This is a genomic window from Deltaproteobacteria bacterium, assembly GCA_020848905.1.
GTDB lineage: Bacteria > Myxococcota_A > Polyangia.
In genome coordinates this window covers 71,283-90,930 of the sequence record JADLHG010000063.1, presented here as the reverse complement: position 1 = coordinate 90,930, position 19,648 = coordinate 71,283, and the positions used below count along the sequence as shown (strand labels likewise).

General features: G+C 71.2%; 17 protein-coding genes. 2 read left to right on the top strand and 15 right to left on the bottom strand.

The features are described from left to right. Positions 1 to 423 (top strand): hypothetical protein (locus tag IT371_27880; GenBank protein MCC6751504.1); only part of this gene is annotated, 423 nt, incomplete at its 5' end. Between the two features lie 22 nt (positions 424 to 445). Here the strand turns inward: IT371_27880 and ccoS are convergent. Genes ccoS through IT371_27835 form a run of 9 tightly spaced genes read right to left on the bottom strand, consistent with a single transcriptional unit; the run spans position 446 to position 9,301 of the window. Continuing rightward, positions 446 to 664, bottom strand: coding sequence for a cbb3-type cytochrome oxidase assembly protein CcoS (ccoS, locus tag IT371_27875; protein ID MCC6751503.1), 219 nt, complete (start codon positions 662 to 664; stop codon positions 446 to 448). Then, positions 655 to 3,132, bottom strand: coding sequence for a heavy metal translocating P-type ATPase (locus IT371_27870; protein ID MCC6751502.1), 2,478 nt, complete (start codon positions 3,130 to 3,132; stop codon positions 655 to 657). Before IT371_27870 ends, ccoS begins: the two co-directional genes overlap by 10 nt. Then, positions 3,119 to 3,910, bottom strand: coding sequence for a sulfite exporter TauE/SafE family protein (locus IT371_27865; protein ID MCC6751501.1), 792 nt, complete (start codon positions 3,908 to 3,910; stop codon positions 3,119 to 3,121). The genes IT371_27870 and IT371_27865 overlap by 14 nt, the downstream gene beginning before the upstream one ends. Continuing rightward, entirely contained in the window at positions 3,907 to 4,458 is a 552-nt protein-coding gene (locus tag IT371_27860; GenBank protein MCC6751500.1) for a FixH family protein, read from the bottom strand. The genes IT371_27865 and IT371_27860 overlap by 4 nt, the downstream gene beginning before the upstream one ends. A gap of 17 nt (positions 4,459 to 4,475) precedes the next feature. Beyond that, positions 4,476 to 5,939 carry a cytochrome c oxidase accessory protein CcoG gene (ccoG, locus tag IT371_27855; protein MCC6751499.1) on the bottom strand — a complete coding sequence of 488 codons (1,464 nt, stop codon included), beginning with the start codon at positions 5,937 to 5,939 and terminating at the stop codon, positions 4,476 to 4,478. A gap of 3 nt (positions 5,940 to 5,942) precedes the next feature. Beyond that, positions 5,943 to 6,596, bottom strand: coding sequence for a c-type cytochrome (locus IT371_27850; protein MCC6751498.1), 654 nt, complete (start codon positions 6,594 to 6,596; stop codon positions 5,943 to 5,945). Further along, positions 6,583 to 6,780, bottom strand: a complete 198-nt coding sequence (locus tag IT371_27845) for a cbb3-type cytochrome c oxidase subunit 3 (protein MCC6751497.1) — start codon at positions 6,778 to 6,780, stop codon at positions 6,583 to 6,585. The genes IT371_27850 and IT371_27845 overlap by 14 nt, the downstream gene beginning before the upstream one ends. Before the next feature lies 1 nt (position 6,781). Continuing rightward, complete coding sequence (ccoN, locus tag IT371_27840; GenBank protein ID MCC6751496.1) at positions 6,782 to 8,977, bottom strand: cytochrome-c oxidase, cbb3-type subunit I; 2,196 nt, start codon at positions 8,975 to 8,977, stop codon at positions 6,782 to 6,784. 33 nt (positions 8,978 to 9,010) lie between these two features. Continuing rightward, positions 9,011 to 9,301, bottom strand: coding sequence for a cyclic nucleotide-binding domain-containing protein (locus tag IT371_27835; GenBank protein MCC6751495.1), 291 nt, complete (start codon positions 9,299 to 9,301; stop codon positions 9,011 to 9,013). Between the two features lie 344 nt (positions 9,302 to 9,645). On the opposite strand from IT371_27835, the gene IT371_27830 reads away from it, so the two are divergent. Continuing rightward, positions 9,646 to 10,284: a Crp/Fnr family transcriptional regulator gene (locus IT371_27830; GenBank protein MCC6751494.1), complete on the top strand. Its 639-nt coding sequence runs from the start codon at positions 9,646 to 9,648 to the stop codon at positions 10,282 to 10,284. Positions 10,285 to 10,317: 33 nt separating this feature from the next. Here IT371_27830 and phnD read toward each other — a convergent pair whose 3' ends face one another. From phnD to IT371_27800, 6 genes are all read right to left on the bottom strand, one after another. Then, on the bottom strand, positions 10,318 to 12,291 hold the full coding sequence (gene phnD, locus IT371_27825) for a phosphate/phosphite/phosphonate ABC transporter substrate-binding protein (protein ID MCC6751493.1): 1,974 nt from the start codon (positions 12,289 to 12,291) through the stop codon (positions 10,318 to 10,320). 176 nt (positions 12,292 to 12,467) lie between these two features. Further along, positions 12,468 to 13,871, bottom strand: a complete 1,404-nt coding sequence (locus IT371_27820) for a sigma-54-dependent Fis family transcriptional regulator (GenBank protein MCC6751492.1) — start codon at positions 13,869 to 13,871, stop codon at positions 12,468 to 12,470. Continuing rightward, the gene (locus IT371_27815; protein MCC6751491.1) at positions 13,868 to 15,610 is read right to left on the bottom strand and encodes a hypothetical protein; all 1,743 of its coding nucleotides are present in this window, start codon (positions 15,608 to 15,610) and stop codon (positions 13,868 to 13,870) included. Before IT371_27815 ends, IT371_27820 begins: the two co-directional genes overlap by 4 nt. A 147-nt stretch (positions 15,611 to 15,757) precedes the next feature. Then, positions 15,758 to 16,543, bottom strand: a complete 786-nt coding sequence (locus IT371_27810) for a hypothetical protein (GenBank protein MCC6751490.1) — start codon at positions 16,541 to 16,543, stop codon at positions 15,758 to 15,760. A 137-nt stretch (positions 16,544 to 16,680) separates the two neighbouring features. Beyond that, on the bottom strand, positions 16,681 to 17,379 hold the full coding sequence (locus IT371_27805) for a helix-turn-helix domain-containing protein (protein ID MCC6751489.1): 699 nt from the start codon (positions 17,377 to 17,379) through the stop codon (positions 16,681 to 16,683). An 89-nt stretch (positions 17,380 to 17,468) separates the two neighbouring features. Further along, positions 17,469 to 19,643 (bottom strand): hydrogenase iron-sulfur subunit, encoded by a 2,175-nt coding sequence (locus IT371_27800; protein ID MCC6751488.1) that lies wholly within the window; start codon positions 19,641 to 19,643, stop codon positions 17,469 to 17,471. Between the last annotated feature and the right edge of the window lie 5 nt (positions 19,644 to 19,648).

Below are 19,648 nucleotides of genomic sequence, written 5' to 3'. Positions count from 1 at the left end.
TCGATCCAGAAGAACCACCTGCACCTCATCACCGAGGCCAAGGACCGGGACGTCCTGATGAAGGGGCTCAGGGGCCTGGCGATTCGCCTCGCCCGGCGACTCAACGACCGCCTCGGGCGGCACGGGCGGGTCTTCGCCGACCGCTACCACCAGCGCATCTTGAAAACGCCGAGCGAGACTCGGCACGCCGTCGCCTACGTGCTCCAGAACCGACGGAAGCACTGCGCCGAGCGCGGCAAGTGGGTGCCCAGGCGCGAGCTCGATCCGTGCTCCTCGGCGCGCTATCTCGTAGGCGGCTGGAAGGACGTCGTACCGGTGCCGCCGTCGGGAGAGCCTACAGTCGGCGAGCCGCGAACCTGGCTCCTGCACACGGGCTGGAAGCTTCGAGGGAGGCTGCGTACAGACCAAGTTCCAGGACGCTGAGCTTCGAGACGCGCATGACCGATCATCGTGGACCACACCCGAAGGCGGCGGGGTCGGGCGCCTCGTCGCCGGGGGGCGCGACCGTCGGACGCTCGCGGGCCGGCGCGTCGTCGAGGATCGCGCGCACGGCAGGCGTCACCAGGTCGTCGAGCTGCCCCTTGCGCGCGGCCCAGATGAAGGCCGCGACCGCCGCACCAGCCAGGAGCAGCGCGAGGGGCAGAAGCAGGTAGATCACCGACACGAGCGGTCCTCAAAGGTTCGCGCGCGGTAGGAGCTCGTCACCACGGTCAGCGAGCTCACCGGCATCATCAGAGCGGCGAGGAGCGGGTTCAGCACCCCGGTCATCGCAAGCGTCGTGCCGAGCACGTTGTAGCCGAGCGCGAAGAGCAGATTCCGGCGCACCACGCGCAGCGCCGCGCGCGCTCCCGTGACGGCGTCCACCACCGCCGAGAGCCCCGGCCGCGCGATGAAGAGGTCCGCCGCGGCGAGGCTCGCCTCGGCTCCCCCGTGGACCGCGATGCCGCAGGTGGCCGCCGCGAGCGCCGCCGCGTCGTTGACCCCGTCCCCCACCATCACGACCGGACCGGCGCGCAGCGCCTCCTCTACCACCGCGAGCTTTCGCTCCGGGGCGGCTCCGCCCTCGCACGCCGCGGGAGGGAGCCCGAGCTCTCGCCCCACCTGCTCCACCACGGCCGGGTGGTCCCCCGAGAGGAGGCGCACCTCGAAGCCGAGAGCCCGCAAGCTCGCCACGGTGGCCTTCGCCTCGGGACGCAGGGGATCCCCGAAGCTCGCGGCCGCCACGACCGTGCCCTCCTCGGCGACGAGCACCGGCGTCTGCGCCTTGGCCGCCGCGCGTTCGACGAACCGGCTGGCCCACGCGGGGAGCTCCCCGTCCGGCGCGACGAAGGCCGGCGAGCCCACGCGCAGCGCGCGTCCCTCGACGAGGCCCTCGATCCCGGCGCCGAAGGTCTCGCGCACCTCGGTCACGGCCGGCTCCGCGAGCGCGTGCGACGGCGCTACCGACACCACGAAGGCACGCGCCAGCCGATGCGCCGACTGGGCCTCGAGCGCCGCGACGTGCGGCTGGAGCGTCTCGTCCCCGGCCCAGCGCACGAGAGCCGTGCTCCCGACGGTGAGCGTCCCGGTCTTGTCGAGGTAGATCCTCCCCGGGCGCGCGAGGCGCTCGAGCGCATCGCCCCCCTTGACCAGGATCCCCGCCTTGGCCGCGCGGCCGATCGCCGCGCTGATCGCGAGGGGGGTGGCCATGCCGAGCGCGCAGGGACAGGTCACGATGAGGAGCGCCACGGCGTGCTCAAAGGCCGCCTCGGGGTGGCGCCCGTACCAGAGCGCGAAGGTCAGCGCCGCGAGGAACAGGACCACGGCCACGAAGACTCCCGCCAGCCGGTCGGCCAGGAGCACCACCTCGGCCCGCCGGCGCGCCGCATCGGCCACGTGCCGCACGAGCCGCCCCACGCGCGTGGCTTCGCCGGCCGCGGAGACCTCGAGCACGAGGCGCGCGCTCAGGTTCACGGTCCCGGCGTGGATCGGCTCGCCGGGCTCGACCGCGACGGGGCGGGATTCTCCGGTCAGCCACGCGGCGTTCACCTCGGAGCGCCCCTCGCGCACGACGCCGTCGGCGGGGACCGAATCGCCCGCGCGTAGCTCCACGAGGGTGCCGGGGACGAGCGTCTCCACCGGGCGCTCGTGCACGCTGCCGCCTTCGAGCACCCGCGCCGAGGTGGGCGTCAGCGAGTAGAGCATCTCCGCGGCGTCGGCCGCACCGCGCTGCTGCCGGCGCTGCACCCATCGCCCGACGAGCAGGAGGAAGACCAGCACCGTGAGCGTATCGAAGTAGATCTCGCCCCGCCCCCGCAGCGTGTTCACCACCCCGGAGGCGAGTCCCACCGAGAGGCCGAGGGCGATCGGCAGGTCCATGTGCAGCCGCCGCGCCCGCAGCGCGGCCCACGCCCCGGAGAAAAAGAGGCTCCCCGCGTAGAGCACCGCCGGCAGCGAGATGACGAGGCTCCCCCAGCGGAAGAGCTCCTCGTGCGCGCGCTCCATGGCCTCGAACATCCCGGCGTAGAGCGCGAAGGCCATGAGCATCACGTTGCCGGCGGCGGCCCCCGCGACGGCCAGCCGGATGAGCAGCCGGCGGTCCTCTTTCCGCCGCACGGCGCGCAGGTCCACCCCTCGGTAGGGATGCGCCGCGTATCCCAGGCGATCGATGGCCTGCGCCACGCGCGACAGGGGCGTCGCCCGCGGATCGAAGCGTACGAGCGCCATCGACCGGGGCAGCTCGAGGCGCGCCTCGAGGACGCCTGCCGCGAGCTGCGGCAACTGCTCCACGAGCCAGACGCAGGCCGTGCAGTGCACCCCCTCGAGGTAAAGCTCGATCTGCAGCTCGCCTCCCGGGAGGCCGCGGCAGTAGAGGCGCTGGAACGTCGGGTCGTCGAATTCGGCGTAGCTCCGGCCGGAGACGCGCGCCGGACGACGCTCCGCCCCCTCGGCGAGCGCGTAGTACCGCTCGAGGCCGAGGTCACCGAGCAGCGCGAAGACCGTGCGACACCCCGCGCAGCAGAACTGCTGCTCGGCCCGTTCGTCGACGAGACCCGCCGGAACGGGGAGCGAGCAATGCGCGCAGCACGCCGTGGCGGAGGAGCGCTCCGTCAGCGGCCCGCCGGCGGAAAGCGTCAGCTCAGCGGTCGGCATGGTGACACGCTGGAACGGAGGGCGCGGCCCACTCCGGAGTCTGCGACGACGCGGCGGCGTTCGGCGCGTGGACCGCGGCGGGCGTCCGCGCGGCCTCGACCGGCGAGACCATGAGTCCGCGGCGCAGGAGCCCCGCCACGCCGAGGCCGAGCACGACGAGCGCGGTGAGCACCGGGAGCGCGCGGCCGAGGGGGCGCGCGAGCCGGGCCAGCCCGAGGCCGAGCCCGAGCAGCAGGGGAACCGTGCCGAGCCAGAAGGCGCCCATCACGGCCAGGCCGCGAAACGCGCTCCCCGTCCCGGCGGACGCAAGTACGAAGGCGTAGAGCCAGCCGCAGGGGAGGAGCGTGGTCAGAAGCCCGAGGAGCGCTCCTCGCACGGCCGGCGGCCGACCCGCCGCGCCTCGGGCCACCCTGCGCAGCGGCGCCGCCACCCGCGCCGCCGCGCCCCCCTGGCCGAGACGCACGCCGAGCGCGCGCAGCAGTCCGACCCCGCCCCAGACGATCATCAGCGCCCCCGACAGGATCGCCGCCGCGTGCGGGACGCGCGCCCCTTCCCCGACGAGGTTCAGCCCGCGACCGAAGACGCCCGCCGCCGCGCCGAGCGCGAGGTACGTGACGAGCCTCCCGCCGTGGTACCCGAGGTGACCGAAGAGCGCCGCGCTCCCCCTCGACCCCGGCGAGCTCCCCGCGTAGAAGCCGACGAAGGGCCCGCACATCCCCACGCAGTGGAGGCTCCCGAAGAGGCTCGCACCGAGGGCCGCGAGGAGCATCGCCGTCATCGCGCCCCCGTCGCCTTCGCGAGCCCGCTCCCGCTCCGGCGCTCGCTCCGGGCCCCGCTCCCTCGTCCACTGCCGGCCGCGCCGAGCTCCACCCCGGCGACCTGCACGAAGCGGGCGCCGCCGCGCACGACCTCGACCTCGAGCTGCCAGAGCCCCGGCCGCACCGGCTCGACCCGCGCTCCGTACGTCCCGGGGGCCACTTCCCGCAGCGTCAGCGTGCGCCGCTCCGCTCCGCGCGCCCGGTGGAAGGCCACCGCGCGGACCTTGGCCCCCCCGAGCGGCTGCCCGTCGCGCTCCGCGAGCCGCACCACGAGCTCGCCACGCGTTCCCTCGGCCACGAGCTCGCAGGCCAGACGCCAGCCGAGCGCCGTGTTGCGCTGGTCCTGGGCCAGCTTCTCGTCCCAGGCGAGCGCCTTCCGATAGTAGTCGGGCTCGATGGCGAAGCTCGCGTCGCGGTTCGCCGTGACGAAGAGGATCACGTTCGCCAGCACAGCCGCCCCGAGCACCGCCACGAGGCCGACGGGCCAGACCCAGGCTCGACCGCGCACCGCTCGTCCCGTCGCGCTCATCGGCCCGGCCCCAGCAGGCGATGCGTCAGCTCCTTCCGGAAGCCGCGGTCGTCGCTCACCACGATCGCGACCGGGCGCTCGCCGCCCACGAAGGCCGCCCGCGGCGAGAGCACGAAGAAGGTCGCCACCGCCGACTGACCGGCTTCCACCGGCACCGGGTTCTGGGGGGCGACGAGCTGGAGGTCCTTCGCTCCCTGAAGCGCGAGGCGATAGCGCTGCGCCCGGTCGGTGCGATTCAAGATCTTCACCCGCACCGGGTTCGAGATCTCATTCGCGCCCACCTCGGCAAACGGCGCGCCCGTCGTGCGGAGCACCGTGACCTCGGCCGGCTGCTTCGCCGAGAGCGCGAGGCCGAAGAGCCCCACCAGCACGACCAGGATCAGCGGGTAGGCCACGACGCGCGGCCGCAGCAGCCGCCCGGGCTTGCCCGCGAGCCCCTCCTGGGAGCTGTAGCGGATGAGCCCCTTCGGACGCCCCACCCTCTCCATGATCGCGTCGCACGCGTCGATGCACTGCGTGCAGCCGATGCACTCCATCTGCAGGCCGCCGCGGATGTCGATCCCCGTCGGACACACGGCCACGCACGCCCGGCAGTCCACGCAATCCCCGCGCCCCTCCCCGCCCCCCTGGGCGCGCGCCGCGCGGCTGCCGGCCTTCCCTCGCGGCTCGCCCCGCGCCGCGTCGTAGCCCACGATGAGCGAGCTCCGGTCGAGCAGCACCGACTGCAGCCGCCCGTAGGGGCAGACGAGGATGCACATCTGCTCGCGGAACCAGGCGAAGTCGAAAAACATCAGGGCCGAGGTCCCCGCCATGATCAGAAAGGCGCTCGGATGCTCGAACGGCGAGCGCTGCATCCATTGCCAGAGCGTCTTCGCCCCGACGAAGTAGGCGAGGAAGACGTTCCCCACCACCACCGAATAGAGGGCGAAGACCCCGAGCTTCGCCGCTCGCCGCAGCCCCGGACGCTTCTGCCGCTCCGGCCGAGAGCCCTCGAAGAGGCGTTCGATCGGTCGGTAGACGAACTCCAGGTACACCGTCTGCGGACAGGCCCAGCCGCACCAGACGCGCCCGAAGAGCGCGGTGAGCAGGAAGATCGTCACCACGACGATCAGGAGCAGCAGCATGAGCAGCGCGGTGTCGCTCGGCAGAAACGTGCTGCCGAAGAGGAAGAACTGCCGCCGCGGCAGATCGAGGAGCACGAGCGGTCGCCCGTGCACGTGGATCACCGGCAGCACGGTGAAGAGCGCGATCAGCGCCCAGGCCAGGACGAGCCGCGCCCGGTAGTAGCGCCCCTCGGCCAGACGCGGCCGCAGCGCGCGGCGGCTCCCGTCCTGGTTCAGCGTAGAGAGCACCGGCTGCGCCGCCTGGGGCGGGAGTCCCTTCGTCGTCGGCGCGCCCTGCGTCGGGCCTCCGGAGGCCTCCGCCCGCGCGACCGGAACGGGTCCGGAGACGGCACGCACGCGCTACCCTCCCCCCTCCGCCGCCGGACTCTTCCCGCTCACCGCGGCGTCGGAAGCGGACCCCTTCTCCGCCCCCTCCGCCTCGAGCGGTGCGGCCTTCTCTCCCTGCGCGGCCTTGCCGTTGGGCGGGTTCGTCCCGCGCAGGCTCGCCACGTAGACCGCGAGCTGCTTGAGCTCCTCGGGCTTCAGCGCCGTCCCCCACGGGATCATCCCCTTGGCCGGCACGCCGTCGCGGATCACCTTGAAGAGGTCGGCGCGCCGCCCGCCGTGCAGATAGAAGTCGTCGGTCAGGTTGGGGCCGATCTTCCCCTCGCCCTTCTCCCCGTGGCAGGCCACGCAGTTCTTCGCGAAGAGCCCCTTGGCCGCCTCGATCGCCGCCGGGTCCTTGCCGAGCGCCGCGAGCTCCGCCTCGGTGGCCACCGCCGTCGCGCCCACCGCCCCGCCGCGCCCCTTGGCCTTGGCCTCCGCCATCTCCGTCTCGTACTCCTTCTCCGCCGACGGTCCGGGGCCGCCCAGGTGGTACCAGACGAAGTAGACCAGCGAGAAGGCGATGCTGACCACGAAGACCCAGGTCCACCAGCGCGGCGTGGGGTTGTCGTACTCCTTGATGCCGTCGAACTCGTGGTCCCGGATCTGGTTCAGCTCAGGCGCGCTCATGGCGGCTCTCCGTGCAGGGCTGTCCGTCGTCGAGGGGCAGGCGCGCGGTCCGCTGGTCGTCCGCCCTGAAGCGGCGCGCGACGACGCGGAGCACGACTCCGACGAAGGCCAGCACGAACAAGATCAGCGCGACCTGCGCGTAGCCCGACAGGCCCGAGTGACCCACTACGTCGCTGAGTCGCATGTCACCTCTCCGCCTTCGCCAGGGCGCTCCCCGCGCCGCGACCCGAGCCGCCCTTGAGGTCGGTGCCGAGTCGCTGCAGGTACGCGACCAGCGCCACGATCTCCTTCCGCTCGAGCCCGGCCGGCCCGCCCTGCTTCGCGATCTCGCGCCCGATCTCCTCGGCCTGCGCCACGGCCAGCTCCTTGGCCCGCGTCACCGCCGCGCCGTAGGGCACGCCGAGCATGACCATCGCGTCCACGCGCTTCGGGATCACGTCGAAGTCGAGCGGGTTCTCGAGCAGCCAGGGGTACGACGGCATAATCGAGCCCGTCGAGGTGGAGCGCGGGTCCTGCATGTGCCGCACGTGCCAGAGGTGCGGGTACTTGCCCCCGATGCGGTGCAGGTCCGGCCCGATGCGCCGCGAGCCCCACTGGAAGGGGTGGTCGTAGACGAACTCCCCCGCCTTGCTGTACTCGCCGTAGCGCTCGGTCTCCGAGCGGAAGGGGCGCACCATCTGCGAGTGGCAGTTGTAGCAGCCCTCCTTCACGTAGAGGTCTCGCCCCGCGAGCTCGAGCGGCGTGTAGGGCTTGACCGACGCGATGGTCGGCACGTTCGACCGGATGAGGAAGGTGGGCAGGATCTCGAAGAGCGACGCCACGACCACCGCCACGATCACGAGCACGGTGAAGGTCAGCGGAAGCCCCTCCCAGGTGCGATGCCAGGCCAGACTCAGGAAGCCCGGCCTCGCCTCGCCCGCCGCCGGGGCGTGGTGTTCGACCTGGGCCGAGAGCGGCGCCGCCTCGTAGGCCGGCTCGGCGTAGGTCGCCGGCCGCGCGCGCCAGGTCCGATAGATGTTGTAACCGCAGAGGAGCATCCCCGTGAGGTAGAGCGTCCCCCCCACGATGCGGACCCAGTACATCGGCACGAGCTTGGTCAAGGTCTCGACGAAGTCCGGGTACGCGAGCCGCCCGGTCTCGTCGAAGGCCCGCCACATGAGGCCCTGCGTGATCCCCGCCGTCCACATCGAGACGACGTAGAGGACGATACCGAGCGTGCCGATCCAGAAGTGCGTCGTCGCGAGCCGCTTGCTGTGGAGCTCCGTCTGGAAGAGCCGCGGCGCGAGCCAGTAGACCATGCCGAAGATCATGAAGCCCACCCAGCCGAGCGCGCCGCCGTGCACGTGGGCGATGTTCCAGTCGGTGTAGTGCGAGAGCGCGTTCACGCTCTTCACCGACATCATCGGACCCTCGAAAGTGGACATGCCGTAGAAGGTCACGCCCACGACGAAGAACTTGAGGACCGGGTCCTCGGAGACCTTGTTCCACGCGCCGCGGAGGGTGAGCAGGCCGTTCAACATCCCCCCCCAGGAGGGCATCCAGAGCATCACCGAGAAGAGCATCCCGAGCGTCGAGGCCCAGCCCGGCAGCGCGGTGTAGTGCAGGTGGTGCGGCCCGGCCCAGATATAGATGAAGACCAGCGTCCAGAAGTGGACGATCGACAGCCGATAGGAGAAGACCGGCCGCTCCGCCGCCTTCGGCATGAAGTAGTACATGAGGCCGAGGAAGGGCGTGGTGAGGAAGAAGGCCACCGCGTTGTGCCCGTACCACCACTGCATGAAGGCGTCCTGCACGCCGGCGTAGATCGAGTAGCTCTTGAGCAGGCCGCTCGGCACGACGAGGCTGTTGAAGATGTGCAGCACCGCCACGGCGATGATGGTCGCGATGTAGAACCAGATCGCCACGTAGAGGTGGCGCTCGCGCCGCCTGGCGATCGTGCCGAAGAAGTTGACGGCGAAGACGACCCACACGACCGCGATGGCCAGGTCGATGGGCCACTCGAGCTCGGCGTACTCCTTGCCCTGGGTGTAGCCGAGCGGGAGCGTGACCGCCGCGGCGACGATGATCGCCTGCCACCCCCAGAAGTGCAGCGCGCTCAGTCGGTCGCTGAAGGTCCGCGCCTTGAGCAGGCGCTGGCTCGAGTAGTAGACCGCGGCGAAGATCGCGTTGCCCGCGAAGGCAAAGATGACCGCGTTCGTGTGCAGCGGACGCAGCCGGCCGAAGGTGAGCCACGGAAGGCCCAGGTTCAGCTTCTCGCTCACGAGCTCGAGGGCGATCCAGAGCCCCACGAGCATCCCCACCGTCCCCCAGACGAGCGTGGCGAGCAGAAAACGGCGGACCGATTTGTCGTCGTAGGTGAACGACTCGAGGCGTGAATGCATGGCGTGTGCGAGGGTGCCCCTTTCGGGGTACTGCTACGCGCCAGCCGCCCTCCGGGTTCCGGCCTCGAGCCAGGAAAGCTGCGCTCCCGCGCCAAGCGCCACGCTGCGCGGGATGTAGAAGAGCTCGACGTCGGTGTGCGTCTCGATCGTCGCCTTCGCAGGTTGATCGAGGTCAAGGAGCGACGGCACCACGAGCGGTCCATCTCCCGCGCTCTCGATGAGCTCGCTCGGCTGCGCCGCGTCCTTGCCCTGCTGGCAGACGCGAAGGCTCCCGCGGGTCACCACGAAGAGCCCGCGCGAAAAGTGGTCTTGGTAAACGAGCACTTGTCCCGCCGGGAGCGAGAGTTTAGTCACCCCGGCCAGCGCCTGTAACGCATTGACGTGGGTCACGAACGCTGTATGCTCTACGCGGTTTAGGGTCACGACCTAACCTCCCCGCGGCGGCGGGCGGTCTAAAGGGCATGCTAGGGGAGGGTGTTGAGAGTCTCCTTGGGTGAGGTCAACGGTCTGCTTGATCGCCGTCAACAGAACGACCCCGCCTCACCGCCGAAGCGCAAGGGCAGACGTGCATGAGCCCCCATAGCACTAGTTTTGGTCGGAAAGCTCAGAGCTGTTACACCTGCCAGCGGCGCGACCGCTCGGAGTGGTGCGCCCTCCGCGACGAGGACGTGGGCCTGCTCGACCGGCTGAAGATCTACAACACCTACCAGACCGGCCAGGTGATCTTCTATCAGGGCAACCCGTGCCTCGGGATCTACTGCATCGAGGACGGAACGGTCGGGGTGCGCAAGACCGACGCGGACGGCAACTCGATGCTCGTGCGGCTGGCCCACCCCGGGCAGACGCTGGGCTACCGCACCTTCTTCTCCGGCAGCGGCTACAGCGCGTCCGCCGAGGCCCTCACGCCGGCGCGCATCTGCTTCATCGACAAGTCCGGCGTGGCGCTGCTCCTCGAGCGCAATCCGTCGCTCGGGCAGAAATTTCTGCTGCGCCTGGCCACGGACCTCGAAGAGGCCGAGGATGCGCGGCTCCAGGCCTCGACGCTCTCCGTGCGCGCGCGCCTCGCCCACCTGCTGCTGACGCTGAAGGATCGCTTCGGCTCGGTGACCGAGGACGGAACGCTGACCATCCAGCTCCCCCTCACCCGCCAGGATCTGGCGTCGATGGTCGGCACCCGCCCCGAGACGATTGCACGCACCATCCGGGTGCTCACCGACGAGGGCGTGGCCAAGTTCGCCGGCCGCATCGTCACCGTCCCCGACCTAGACGCGCTCCTCGACGAGACGGAGCTCGTCTCGGACGTCTGACCCCCTCCGGGGCTCTCGCCCGGCGCTCCTCTCTCAGCGCCTGAGGAGGCCGTCGGCCCGCGCGGCAGCCTCCACCGCGGCGAAGTCCTCGAGGCGCACGGTCAGAAAGCGGCTCACGCGGTAGATGTTGCCGATCGTGGCGCGGCCCAGATCGCGACGCGGTTCCAGCGCGAGGAGCGCGCGAGCGAGGGCGCGCGTCAGCTCCGGGGCGAGCTGTGGCGCGGCACAGATCAGATCGTAGGGGAGCTGCCCCGTGACGGCCAGGACCCGCAGCCGCGAGCTCGGCATGCCCATCACGGAGGCGCTCAGCGTGGCCCCCGAGTAGACGGCACCCGCGTCGCAGCGCCCGGCGAGCACGTCCTCCAGCACGGCGGGATGCGTGCCGCTGAAACGCGGCGCAGGCAGATCGCGATCCGGGTCGAGCCCCGCCTGCCGCAAGAACTGCCGCGGGAGAAGATACCCGCTCGCCGACCCGCGCTCGACGTAACAGAGGCGGCGCCCCTTCAGGCCCTTCGCCTCGAGGAGCGGGCTGTCGTCGCGCACGACGAGGTAGCCTTGATAGGTGCGCGCCCCCTCGTAGCTGTAGGCCGCCAGCGGCTGTAGCTGCGCGCGGCCCGCACGCGCACGCACGAACTGCAGCGGTGGGATGTCGCCGAAATGGGCCTCGCCGCGCAGCAGCAGCTCGGTGGTGGCCCCGTACGTCGCGGGGACCACGAGCTCGATGGGGCGACCGATTGCGCGCTCGAGGTACCCGACGAGCGGCGCCATCTCGGTGCGCAGAACGGCTGGCGGGTACGACGGCGCGATGGCGAAGCGCAGCGGCGGGCCTTCGAGGCGCGACCTCCGCAGGAAGAGGTGGGCGAAGATCCCCCCGGCGCAGCCCAGCATGACCACCGCCACCGCGAACCAGAAGCGCGGGCCGAAACGCCGACCGAGCTGCCGACGCCGCCTGCGCGAGGCGCGCGTGACCAGGTCGGGCGCCGTGCTGAGCCGCGTCACGAAGTCCTCGAGCACCGGCACCTCTTCGCTCGGAGGACGCTCCGCGAGCTGCCGCAGCGCGGTCGCCCGCGGCGTGACGAGGTCGCGGCACGAGGCCTGCACCCAGGCGTCCACCCCTTCGGGCGAGCTCTCTAACCCGAGGCCCGAGAGCGCCTCGCGCAGCGCCGCCGCGAATTCGGCCGCGGTGGCGAAGCGATCCTCGCGGTGCCGCTCGAGGGAGCGCAAGACCACGCGCTCGACGCCTTCGGGCAGCTCCGGCAGGATGGATCGGGGCGAGGGCACCTTCTCCTCGGTGATCGCCTTGAGCGTCAGCAGGTCGCTCGGCCGCTGAAAGAGCCGGCGTGCGACGAGCAGCTCGTAGAGCACGGTCCCGAGAGAGAAGAGGTCGGAGCGGCGGTCGAGCGGCTCGCCGAGCCCCTGCTCGGGAGACATGTAGGGGAACTTGCCCTTGATGTGGCCCGTGCTCGTGTGCACGGCCGAGTCCCTGACCTTGGCGATGCCGAAGTCGAGGAGCTTCATCACGCCGCCCTCGCCGAGCATCAGGTTGTGGGGACTCACGTCCCGGTGCACGACCTGGAGCAGGCGCCCCTTCGCGTCGCGCAGCTCGTGCGCCGCGTGCAGCCCGTCGGCGATCTGGCAGACGATCTCGCCCGCGATGGGCAGCGGAATCGGCGTCTGGGCTCGACGCGCCCGCCGACTGATGCTCGCCACGCTGGGCCCGGGCAAATACTCCAGCGCCATGAAGTACTCGCCGGCCTCGACGCCGACCTCCACGACGCGCACCACGTTCGGGTGCTTCAGGCTGGCCGCGAGACGCGCCTCCTCGAGGAACATCGAGACGAAGCGCCGCTCCTCGGCCAGGTGCGGCAGGACCCGCTTCACCACCACGAGCCCGCTCAGGTCGGTCGCACCGACCGGCCGCGCCAGATAGATCTCGGCCATCCCACCTTTGGCCAGGCGGGCCAGGAGTTCGAACGAGCCGAGCTGACGGGGACGGGGGAGCGCCATGCAGCAGGCCGATCATGGCATGCGCCCGACGAAGCGGGCAAACTGCCAAACTTGGTCACCTTGGCCGCGATCCATCCCGGCAGGCGGTGTCGCGCCTGCGCTCCTGGCCTGCCGGGCGCCTCACGGCCAATGCGACCAGGTTCAGTCACCCAACAACGTGTTTCTGTGTAGAACAGCTACCCGGCGGGGTCGTCGTCTCCATCGCCCGCGGCCTCGACGCCGAGCCGCTTCAGGATGCGGTGCAGCGCGACGCGCGTGATCCCCGCCCCCCGAGCCGCCGCGCTGATGTTCCCGTCGCTCTGGGCCAGGATGCGTTCGACGTAGCGCCGCTGGAACTGCTCGAGCACGCGCCGCTTGGCCTCCTCGTAGGAGAGCCCCTCCTCGCCGCCCGGCTCCCAGTCGAGGTCGTCGTCTTCGAGGACGATCTCGCGCGGGCCGATCTCGTCGCTTCGCGCGAGGAGCGCCGCGCGTTCGATCACGTTCTGGAGCTCGCGCACGTTCCCCGGCCAGTCGTGCGAGACGAGGAGCCGCACCGCCCGCGGGGACAGGCGCCGGTGGCCCAGCCCTTGCTCGCGCGCCAGCCGCTCGAGAAAGAGGTTCGCGAGCAGCGCGATGTCCTCCACCCGCTCGCGCAGCGGCGGCACGTGGAGCCGCACGACGGAGAGCCGGTAGTAGAGGTCCTTGCGCAGGAGTCCCTCGCGGACGAGCTTCAAGGGGTCCACGTTGAGCGCGCTCACCACGCGCACGTCGACCGGGATCGGCTTGCTCGCACCGACGGGCAGGACCTCGCGCTCCTGCAGCACGCGCAAGAGCTTGCCTTGCAGCGAGAGCGGCATCCCCGCCAGCTCATCGATGAAGAGCGAGCCCCCCTCGGCCTCGACGAAGAGCCCCTTGCGGTCGCGATCCGAGCCGGTGTACGCGCCCTTCCTCGCGCCGAAGAGCTCGGCCTCGGCCAGCGTCTCGGGCACGGCCGCAGCATTGAACGCCACGAAGGGCTTGTCGGTGCGCGGGCTCTGGCAGTGGAGCGCGCGGGCCACGAGCTCCTTGCCGGTCCCGCTCTCGCCGCGGATCAGCACGGACGCCGCCGAGGGGGCGATGCGCCGCAGCGTGTCGATCACGGTCAGCATGCGGTGGTCGCGCGTGTAGATGCCGCAGTAGTCGTGCTTCTCCTCGAGCTCGGCCCGGAGGCGCGCGATCTCGTCCTCGTCGCCGAGCTCCTTGAGTGCCCGCTGCGCGATGAGCAGGAGCTCGTCGTTGGAGAAAGGCTTCGTGAGGTAATGGTAGGCGCCGAGCTTCATCGCCTCCACGGCCGACTCGATCGTCCCGTAGGCGGTGAAGAGCACCACGCGCGCGCGCGGATACGCCTCGCGCACGCGCCGGAGGAGACCGAGACCGTCCATCCCGGGCATCTTGATATCGGCGAACATCAGGTCCGCCGGGGCCTCCTCCAGCAGGTCGAGCGCCTGCTCCGCGCTGTGCGCGATCCGTATCTCCGTCGAGACCTCCCCGAGGATCAGGGCCACGCCCTGCGCGAGATCTCGCTTGTCGTCCACGATCAAGATCCGCGAGTGTCTCCTCATGCCGCCTCTCCCGCCACCTCGAGCGCCGCGGGCAGCAGCACCGAGAAGGTGCTCCCTCGCCCGAGGTCGCTCGTCAGGTCGATCCGTCCACCGTGCGCCGCGACCAGGTCGCGCGCAACGGCCAGGCCGAGCCCCGTCCCCTCGGCCTTGGTGGTATGAAAGGGCTGAAAGACGCGCTCCAGCTCCTCGGGAGCGATCCCCGATCCGGTGTCGCGCACGTCGATGCGCACGCCGCCATCGGGCAGTCGGTCCACGGCGAAGACGAGCCGTCCTCCGTCGGGCATGGCGTCGATGGCGTTGAGCCCCAGGTTCACCAGCACCTGTCGAAGCTGGTCCGGGTCGCCGAAGATCGGGCGTGAAACGCCCTCGTGCACGACGGTCACCAGCAGGATGCGCGACTGCTGGCCCTGCGGCTGCAGCGTGCGCACCACGTCGTCGAGGAGGTCACGCACCTCCAGCTCCCGTCGCTCGGGAGGGCGCTGCCGGGCGTACTCGAGCAGGTCGCGCACGATCTTCTTGCAGAGGTTCGCGTTGCGCATCACCGTGCCGAGGTGGTCGGCCAGGGGCACGCCGGGGTCGAGGTGCTTGAGGGCGTGCTGGGTGAAGAGCGCGATGGCCCCGAGCGGGTTGTTGAGCTCGTGCGCCAGAGCAGCGGCCAGACGCCCCACGGTGGCCATCCGCTCGCGTTGCACGTGCGAGGCCTGCTCGGCCAGGCGCTCGGTGATGTCACGCGCCACCATCACGACTCCGTAGAGCTCCTCGGCCGGCCCGCTTACCCGGGCGTAGGTGGCCTCGTACGCGCGACCGTTGAGCTGCAAGACGGGGTGCTCCTCGATCGGCGCGGGGTCCTGTACCTTCGCCATGACCGCAGCCCAGGAGGCCGGCGTGTGACAGACCTCGAGCGCGTGGAGGGGCACCTGAGCTTCACCCTGCCAGAGCTCGGCCGCGGCCTTGTTGTGGAGCAGCACCTTGCCATCGGGGGTGGCGAAGATCACGGCGTCTGCCATGCACTGCACGATGGACTGCAGCTTCTCCTGCGCGACGGCCAGCTCCGAACGCGCGCCGTCGAGTCTGGCGGCTTCGGCGGCGAGCTGCTCGGTGGCCTCGCGCAGCTCGTCGCGGTCCCGCCGCGATTGCGCGTGGAGCGCGATCACGATCGCCGCGCACCCGGCCACGAGCACCGACACCCCGAGGCCGTAGGCCAGCAGCTCGAGCGCGTCGCCGGCGGGCTGGCAGATCCCGCGCGCGTCGCGCAGACAGCTCGGCGCGAGCCACCCCGAGGCCTCGGCCGCCGTGAGGAGCAACACGAAGCCGGCGATGAAGGCCGCGAAGCGCGCCGCCTGCGTCGGCTTGAGCACCAGGCTGGCGATGACCGCGTGGAAGACGAAGAAGCCGGAGAAGGGGTTCGCGATGCCGCCGGCGAGGTGGACGAGCCCTCCGAGGATCAAGACGTCGCCGCCGATCTGCAGGCCGAGGGCCAGCTCGGAGGCGAGGCGGCTCGGCCCGGCTACCGAGAGCGCGGCGTTGAAGGCCGCGAGCACGCCGACCAGGCCGTAGAGACCCGCCGCAGCCCCTTCGCCCACGCGATGACTCACGGAGGTGGAGAGGACGACCACCACGACGAGCGCGGCCACCGCCACCCAGCGCAGCCCGAGGAGCCACGCGGCGAGCGCCCGCAGCTCTCCCCGGGGCGCGAGCAGCGTTTCTACGCGGCGTACGGTGGAGGCCTGGAGGGCCATCGGCGGTGTGTTACCACGCCCCCACGTAGCGGGCTAGCTGCGAGGCATTTGTGATCGCGGGCGATCCGCAGGGGTCATGCCAGGCAGCAGGCGCGCGTCTCTCCGGCCCGCAGGCGAGCCTCTCTCCGGCCCGCCGTCAGGGCGCGCTCAGGGGCTCGGCCGGCACTTCCCGTCGCCGCCGCAGGTCCCCTTGCACTCGCACCCGTTCTGCTCCCAGAGGCCGTCGCAGTTCGCGTACCCCGGCGTATCGCAGCCGCAGATGCTCATCTGGCACTGGGCCTGAGGGCCGCAGTACGCCGTGTAGCAGGCGTTGCAGTTGTCCGGACGACAGTCGATGGACGGCGTCTCGCACCCGTTCTTCCAGTCCTCGTCCAGGTTGCGCCACGCGCCGCTCGCGCAGCGGCACTTGCCGCGATCGGTGCAGCGCGCGTTGACCCCGCAGTAGCCGTCGGGGCAGGCGTCGCAGTTGTTCGCGGCGCAGGTCGGGTGCAGCGCCTCGCAGCCGTTGTCCCAGCGGCCGTCGAGGTTCGCGTAGCCCTTCACGCAGCCGCACCCCGCGCTGCCGCACGCGGCGTGGGCCCCGCACGAGGTGCCGGTGCAGCTCGTCTGGCTGTCCGCGCGAAGCCTGTCGGGCGAAGCGTCCCTCGCCCCGATGCGCAGGTCGACCGGCCCCCCGCCGCCGTCCGTCGGGGGCGCCACGCAGCGCTGGCCGTTCTCGACCCAGCCGAAGCTCTCGTCGCCGAGGCGGCGGCAGACCCAGAGCACACCCTCACAGACGCTCGCCCGGCACTCCTCGGCGCTCGTACAGCAGGGCAACCCGCACGGCGCGGGCGGGGAACAGAGGCTCGCGGGCGAGCCGTTTCGCTCGCACCCCATCCCGACCAGCGCGATCGCAACCCAGGCTCGTCGGCCGATCCATCCTCGGAAGGTCATGCAGCGTCAAATGGTAGCGCAAGTGGGGCGCCGGAGGCACGAACCACCGCGGGCCGACTTGATGAGAGAATCGCTCCGTCGCATCAGGAGCCGGTCCCAGATGGCCGCCGTGAGCGCGTCCTGGGCGACCAGATCGATCATCGCGCCCTCCGCAGCAACTCCCGGCCGGCCCGCCGGAGGCGAGGGTCATCCGACTCGAACAGATCCAGGCCAACGACAACCGCGGGAGCCATGGCGATGCCGGCCTCGAACGGCCACGTGCCCTGTACGACGCGCAGAATCAGATTGGGCTTCGGGCCGGGCTGGAGGGCGTACTTCTTGACGAGGGGGGCCAAGCGCTTGGCCGGGAGATACCCGTCCAGCATGCCGGCGGAGGGAGCGAGGTCCACGCCGTATTGAGGGGCAGCGCTGATCCCAGCGCGCACGAGGGAGCGGTTTTCGGCGATTCGCGGCAGGTCGGAGGGATGAGCCCGCAGCCCATGAAGCACGGCCCGGCTACGCAGCCGAGGCGAAAGATCCTCGAGGGAGACCTCCCTCACTCGGCGCCTGAGCCGCGAGAGCTCCGATGGGGCCAGCCAGTCGGGACGCATCCCGGCCGCGATGAAGAGAACCCCCCAGGCCCTCCTGGCGCTGAAGAGTCGTCCCGGCTGAACCTGCGCTTCCCGTCGCCGCTCGACGCTATCGGCGTGGACCAGCCATCGGCCCCCGATCTTGTCCGCGTCGAGAAGCCCGGCCGCGATCATCGCCCGAACCCGGGCCGGATTCCGCCGGAGCTGGAGGGCTGCTTCTGCTACGGAGAGAACGGGATGTGTGCGTAAGCGGCCAGCAACGACCATTGTCTAAATTATAGCGGATAGGCTTTAGTTTAGCCAATGCGTCGCCAGAAACTGGCCGAGACGGCGCGCCGCACCTGCGGCCACGCAGCTCAATGCCACGTGAAACCCGCCAGCCGGTCGTAGAGCACCACGCGGCGGACCAGGCCCTCGAAGGTGACCTCCTTTTCGCTGCGGAAGCTCCACTCCTTGGGGTCGCGGGTCTCGCCGAGCTCCACCACCACGCGGTGCTTCCCCGAGGCCACCGGGAACCGTTCGATGGCGATGCTGTTGCCGTCGCCGAAGATCCCCCGCGGGGCGAAGGGCCGCTCGAGCAGCACCCGACCGTCCACGCTGACCCGGACGCGCACCGACGCCCGGCCGCGCTCGCAGATCGTGGGCCTGCGCATGTGCGGCGGGAGCTTGGCCAGCTCCTCGGGGCTGACCTTGCGGCACTGGTCGCCGGCGCGCCCCGGATGCTTGACCGACACGAGCAGCTCGGCCGAGGTCCGCGGCGGCGTGCTGTACGCGAGGTCGCTCGGCAGGAAGGTCACGGCGCCCAAGGCCGCGGCAATCGCGGCACCCGCCGGAACGCTCCGCATGCGGGAAACGCTCCGTCGCTGCGAGCTCAACCGTCCCTCCCGAAAGGCCCGCGCCTCCTCGACGAGACGTCCGCGCTCGGGGGAATCGAGGCGCAGAAACCGCACGCGCGCCGCGTCGACCTTGTCGTGTCGCAGCACGGGCTCTCGCTGCCCCGCGAGGCGCAGCTCGGTCCAGGCTCCCCCCTCGCGGTACCGGCAGCCGCCGGGGCTGCAGCCGACCACGAGCACGCCCTCCGCGCCGCGCTTCAGCGCCCGCTCGATCGACAGCGGATGCACCCAGCCCGAGCACGGGATGGGCAGCACGCGGTAGCCCGGCAGCTCGCTGCACGCGCCGCTCTCCGGCTCCACGGAGAGCCCCTGGCCCGCCGACTCGGCGCACACGAGCGCCAGGTAGGGCTTCTTCTCCCCTGCGGTCTGCTCCTCGACCCAGGACTCGATGCGGCGACGCTGATCCCAGACTGGCAACCACGGCAGCCCGATCCCCGCCGAGTCGCACGACCCGGCACAGATGCCGCAGCCCACGCAGCGGCTCGGGTCGACCTGCGCGCGGCTCGGGTAGTTCCGACCGTCGCTGCGCGGCACCATGGAGATCGCGCCGTAGGGGCAGTCGTTGTAGCACTTCTCGCAGGAGGTGCAGGCCTCCTCGCTGACCACCGCCGGCCGCACCCGCGCCTTGCGCATCCACCACGGGGCGCCGTAGAGCACGAGCGAGACGAGCAGGGTGAGCGCCCAGAGCATCCCGCCGCTCAGCCGGTCGGCGAAGGCGATGGGCATGAGGTACCACCAGTCGATGCCGTGCTTCGTCGGGGGCGCGAGCATCTTCGCCGGGCCGACGCTGAAGGCCGGCAGCACGAGCGACAGCACCACCAGCGAGCCCAGGACCCACGCCGCCAGCTTCCAGGTACCGAGGAAGTTCGGCCGACTGCAGCGCGTGATGTGCAGCCAGAGTGCGATGCCCATGCCGAGCGGCAGGAGCATGTGGAAGAAGAAGACCATGAAGAAGAGGAGCGAGTTGACGCTCGAGTCGGTGAGAAACGACCGGCCGAGCGGGTCGGCGAAGATGGGGAGCACGTCGAGCAGCTTCGCCGAGGCCAGCGCCACCTGCTTGCCCCGCTCGTCCCAGACCAGCCAGTAGCCGAGCCAGCCCACGAACCAGAGCGAGCCGATGAGGAAGAGCCCCGTGATCCAGGCCAGCCACCGCGCCCCCGTGAAGCGGCGCGCGAAAAAGTACTGGGACGCGTGGAGCACCACGAAGAGCATGCAGGCGTCGGAGCTGTAGCGATGGAGGGAGCGCACGAGCTGCGCGGTGAGCGGCGCCTGGCGCATGGCCTCGAGCGACTCGTGCGCCTGGTGCACGCTCGAGCTGTACCAGATGAGCAGCAGGACTCCCGTGGCGCAGGCGATGAGCAACGAGATGTTCGCCACGGCGCCGGTCTGGATCACCGGGTTCACCTCGTCGGGGACCGCGCGACGCACGAGGTCGGCGAGCCAGGTCAGGCCCCGGTCGACCGGTTTGAGCAAGACCTGGCCCCGAACCGGCGGCATGGCGCTCGTGTGCTTGACGACGGGCCCGGGCAAGGGCGGCAGCTTCGGCTCCCCGGGGGGGGGCGAAGCGGTTTCCGTGGCGGAGCTGGGCGCCGCGCCGTCGGGGGCGCTCGCGTCGTCGCAGGGGACTTTGTCGAGCAATACTG

What these genes read in the sequence shown, in the direction of transcription:
- IT371_27845 (MCC6751497.1), bottom strand. Translation starts at nt 6,780, where the DNA reads ATGCGACTCAGCGACGTAGTGGGTCACTCGGGCCTGTCGGGCTACGCG.
- phnD (MCC6751493.1), bottom strand. Translation starts at nt 12,291, where the DNA reads ATGGCGCTCCCCCGTCCCCGTCAGCTCGGCTCGTTCGAACTCCTGGCC.
- IT371_27815 (MCC6751491.1), bottom strand. Translation starts at nt 15,610, where the DNA reads ATGGCCCTCCAGGCCTCCACCGTACGCCGCGTAGAAACGCTGCTCGCG.
- IT371_27805 (MCC6751489.1), bottom strand. Translation starts at nt 17,379, where the DNA reads ATGGTCGTTGCTGGCCGCTTACGCACACATCCCGTTCTCTCCGTAGCA.
- IT371_27810 (MCC6751490.1), bottom strand. Translation starts at nt 16,543, where the DNA reads ATGACCTTCCGAGGATGGATCGGCCGACGAGCCTGGGTTGCGATCGCG.
- IT371_27850 (MCC6751498.1), bottom strand. Translation starts at nt 6,596, where the DNA reads ATGAGCGCGCCTGAGCTGAACCAGATCCGGGACCACGAGTTCGACGGC.
- IT371_27820 (MCC6751492.1), bottom strand. Translation starts at nt 13,871, where the DNA reads ATGAGGAGACACTCGCGGATCTTGATCGTGGACGACAAGCGAGATCTC.
- IT371_27870 (MCC6751502.1), bottom strand. Translation starts at nt 3,132, where the DNA reads ATGCCGACCGCTGAGCTGACGCTTTCCGCCGGCGGGCCGCTGACGGAG.
- IT371_27865 (MCC6751501.1), bottom strand. Translation starts at nt 3,910, where the DNA reads ATGACGGCGATGCTCCTCGCGGCCCTCGGTGCGAGCCTCTTCGGGAGC.
- ccoN (MCC6751496.1), bottom strand. Translation starts at nt 8,977, where the DNA reads ATGCATTCACGCCTCGAGTCGTTCACCTACGACGACAAATCGGTCCGC.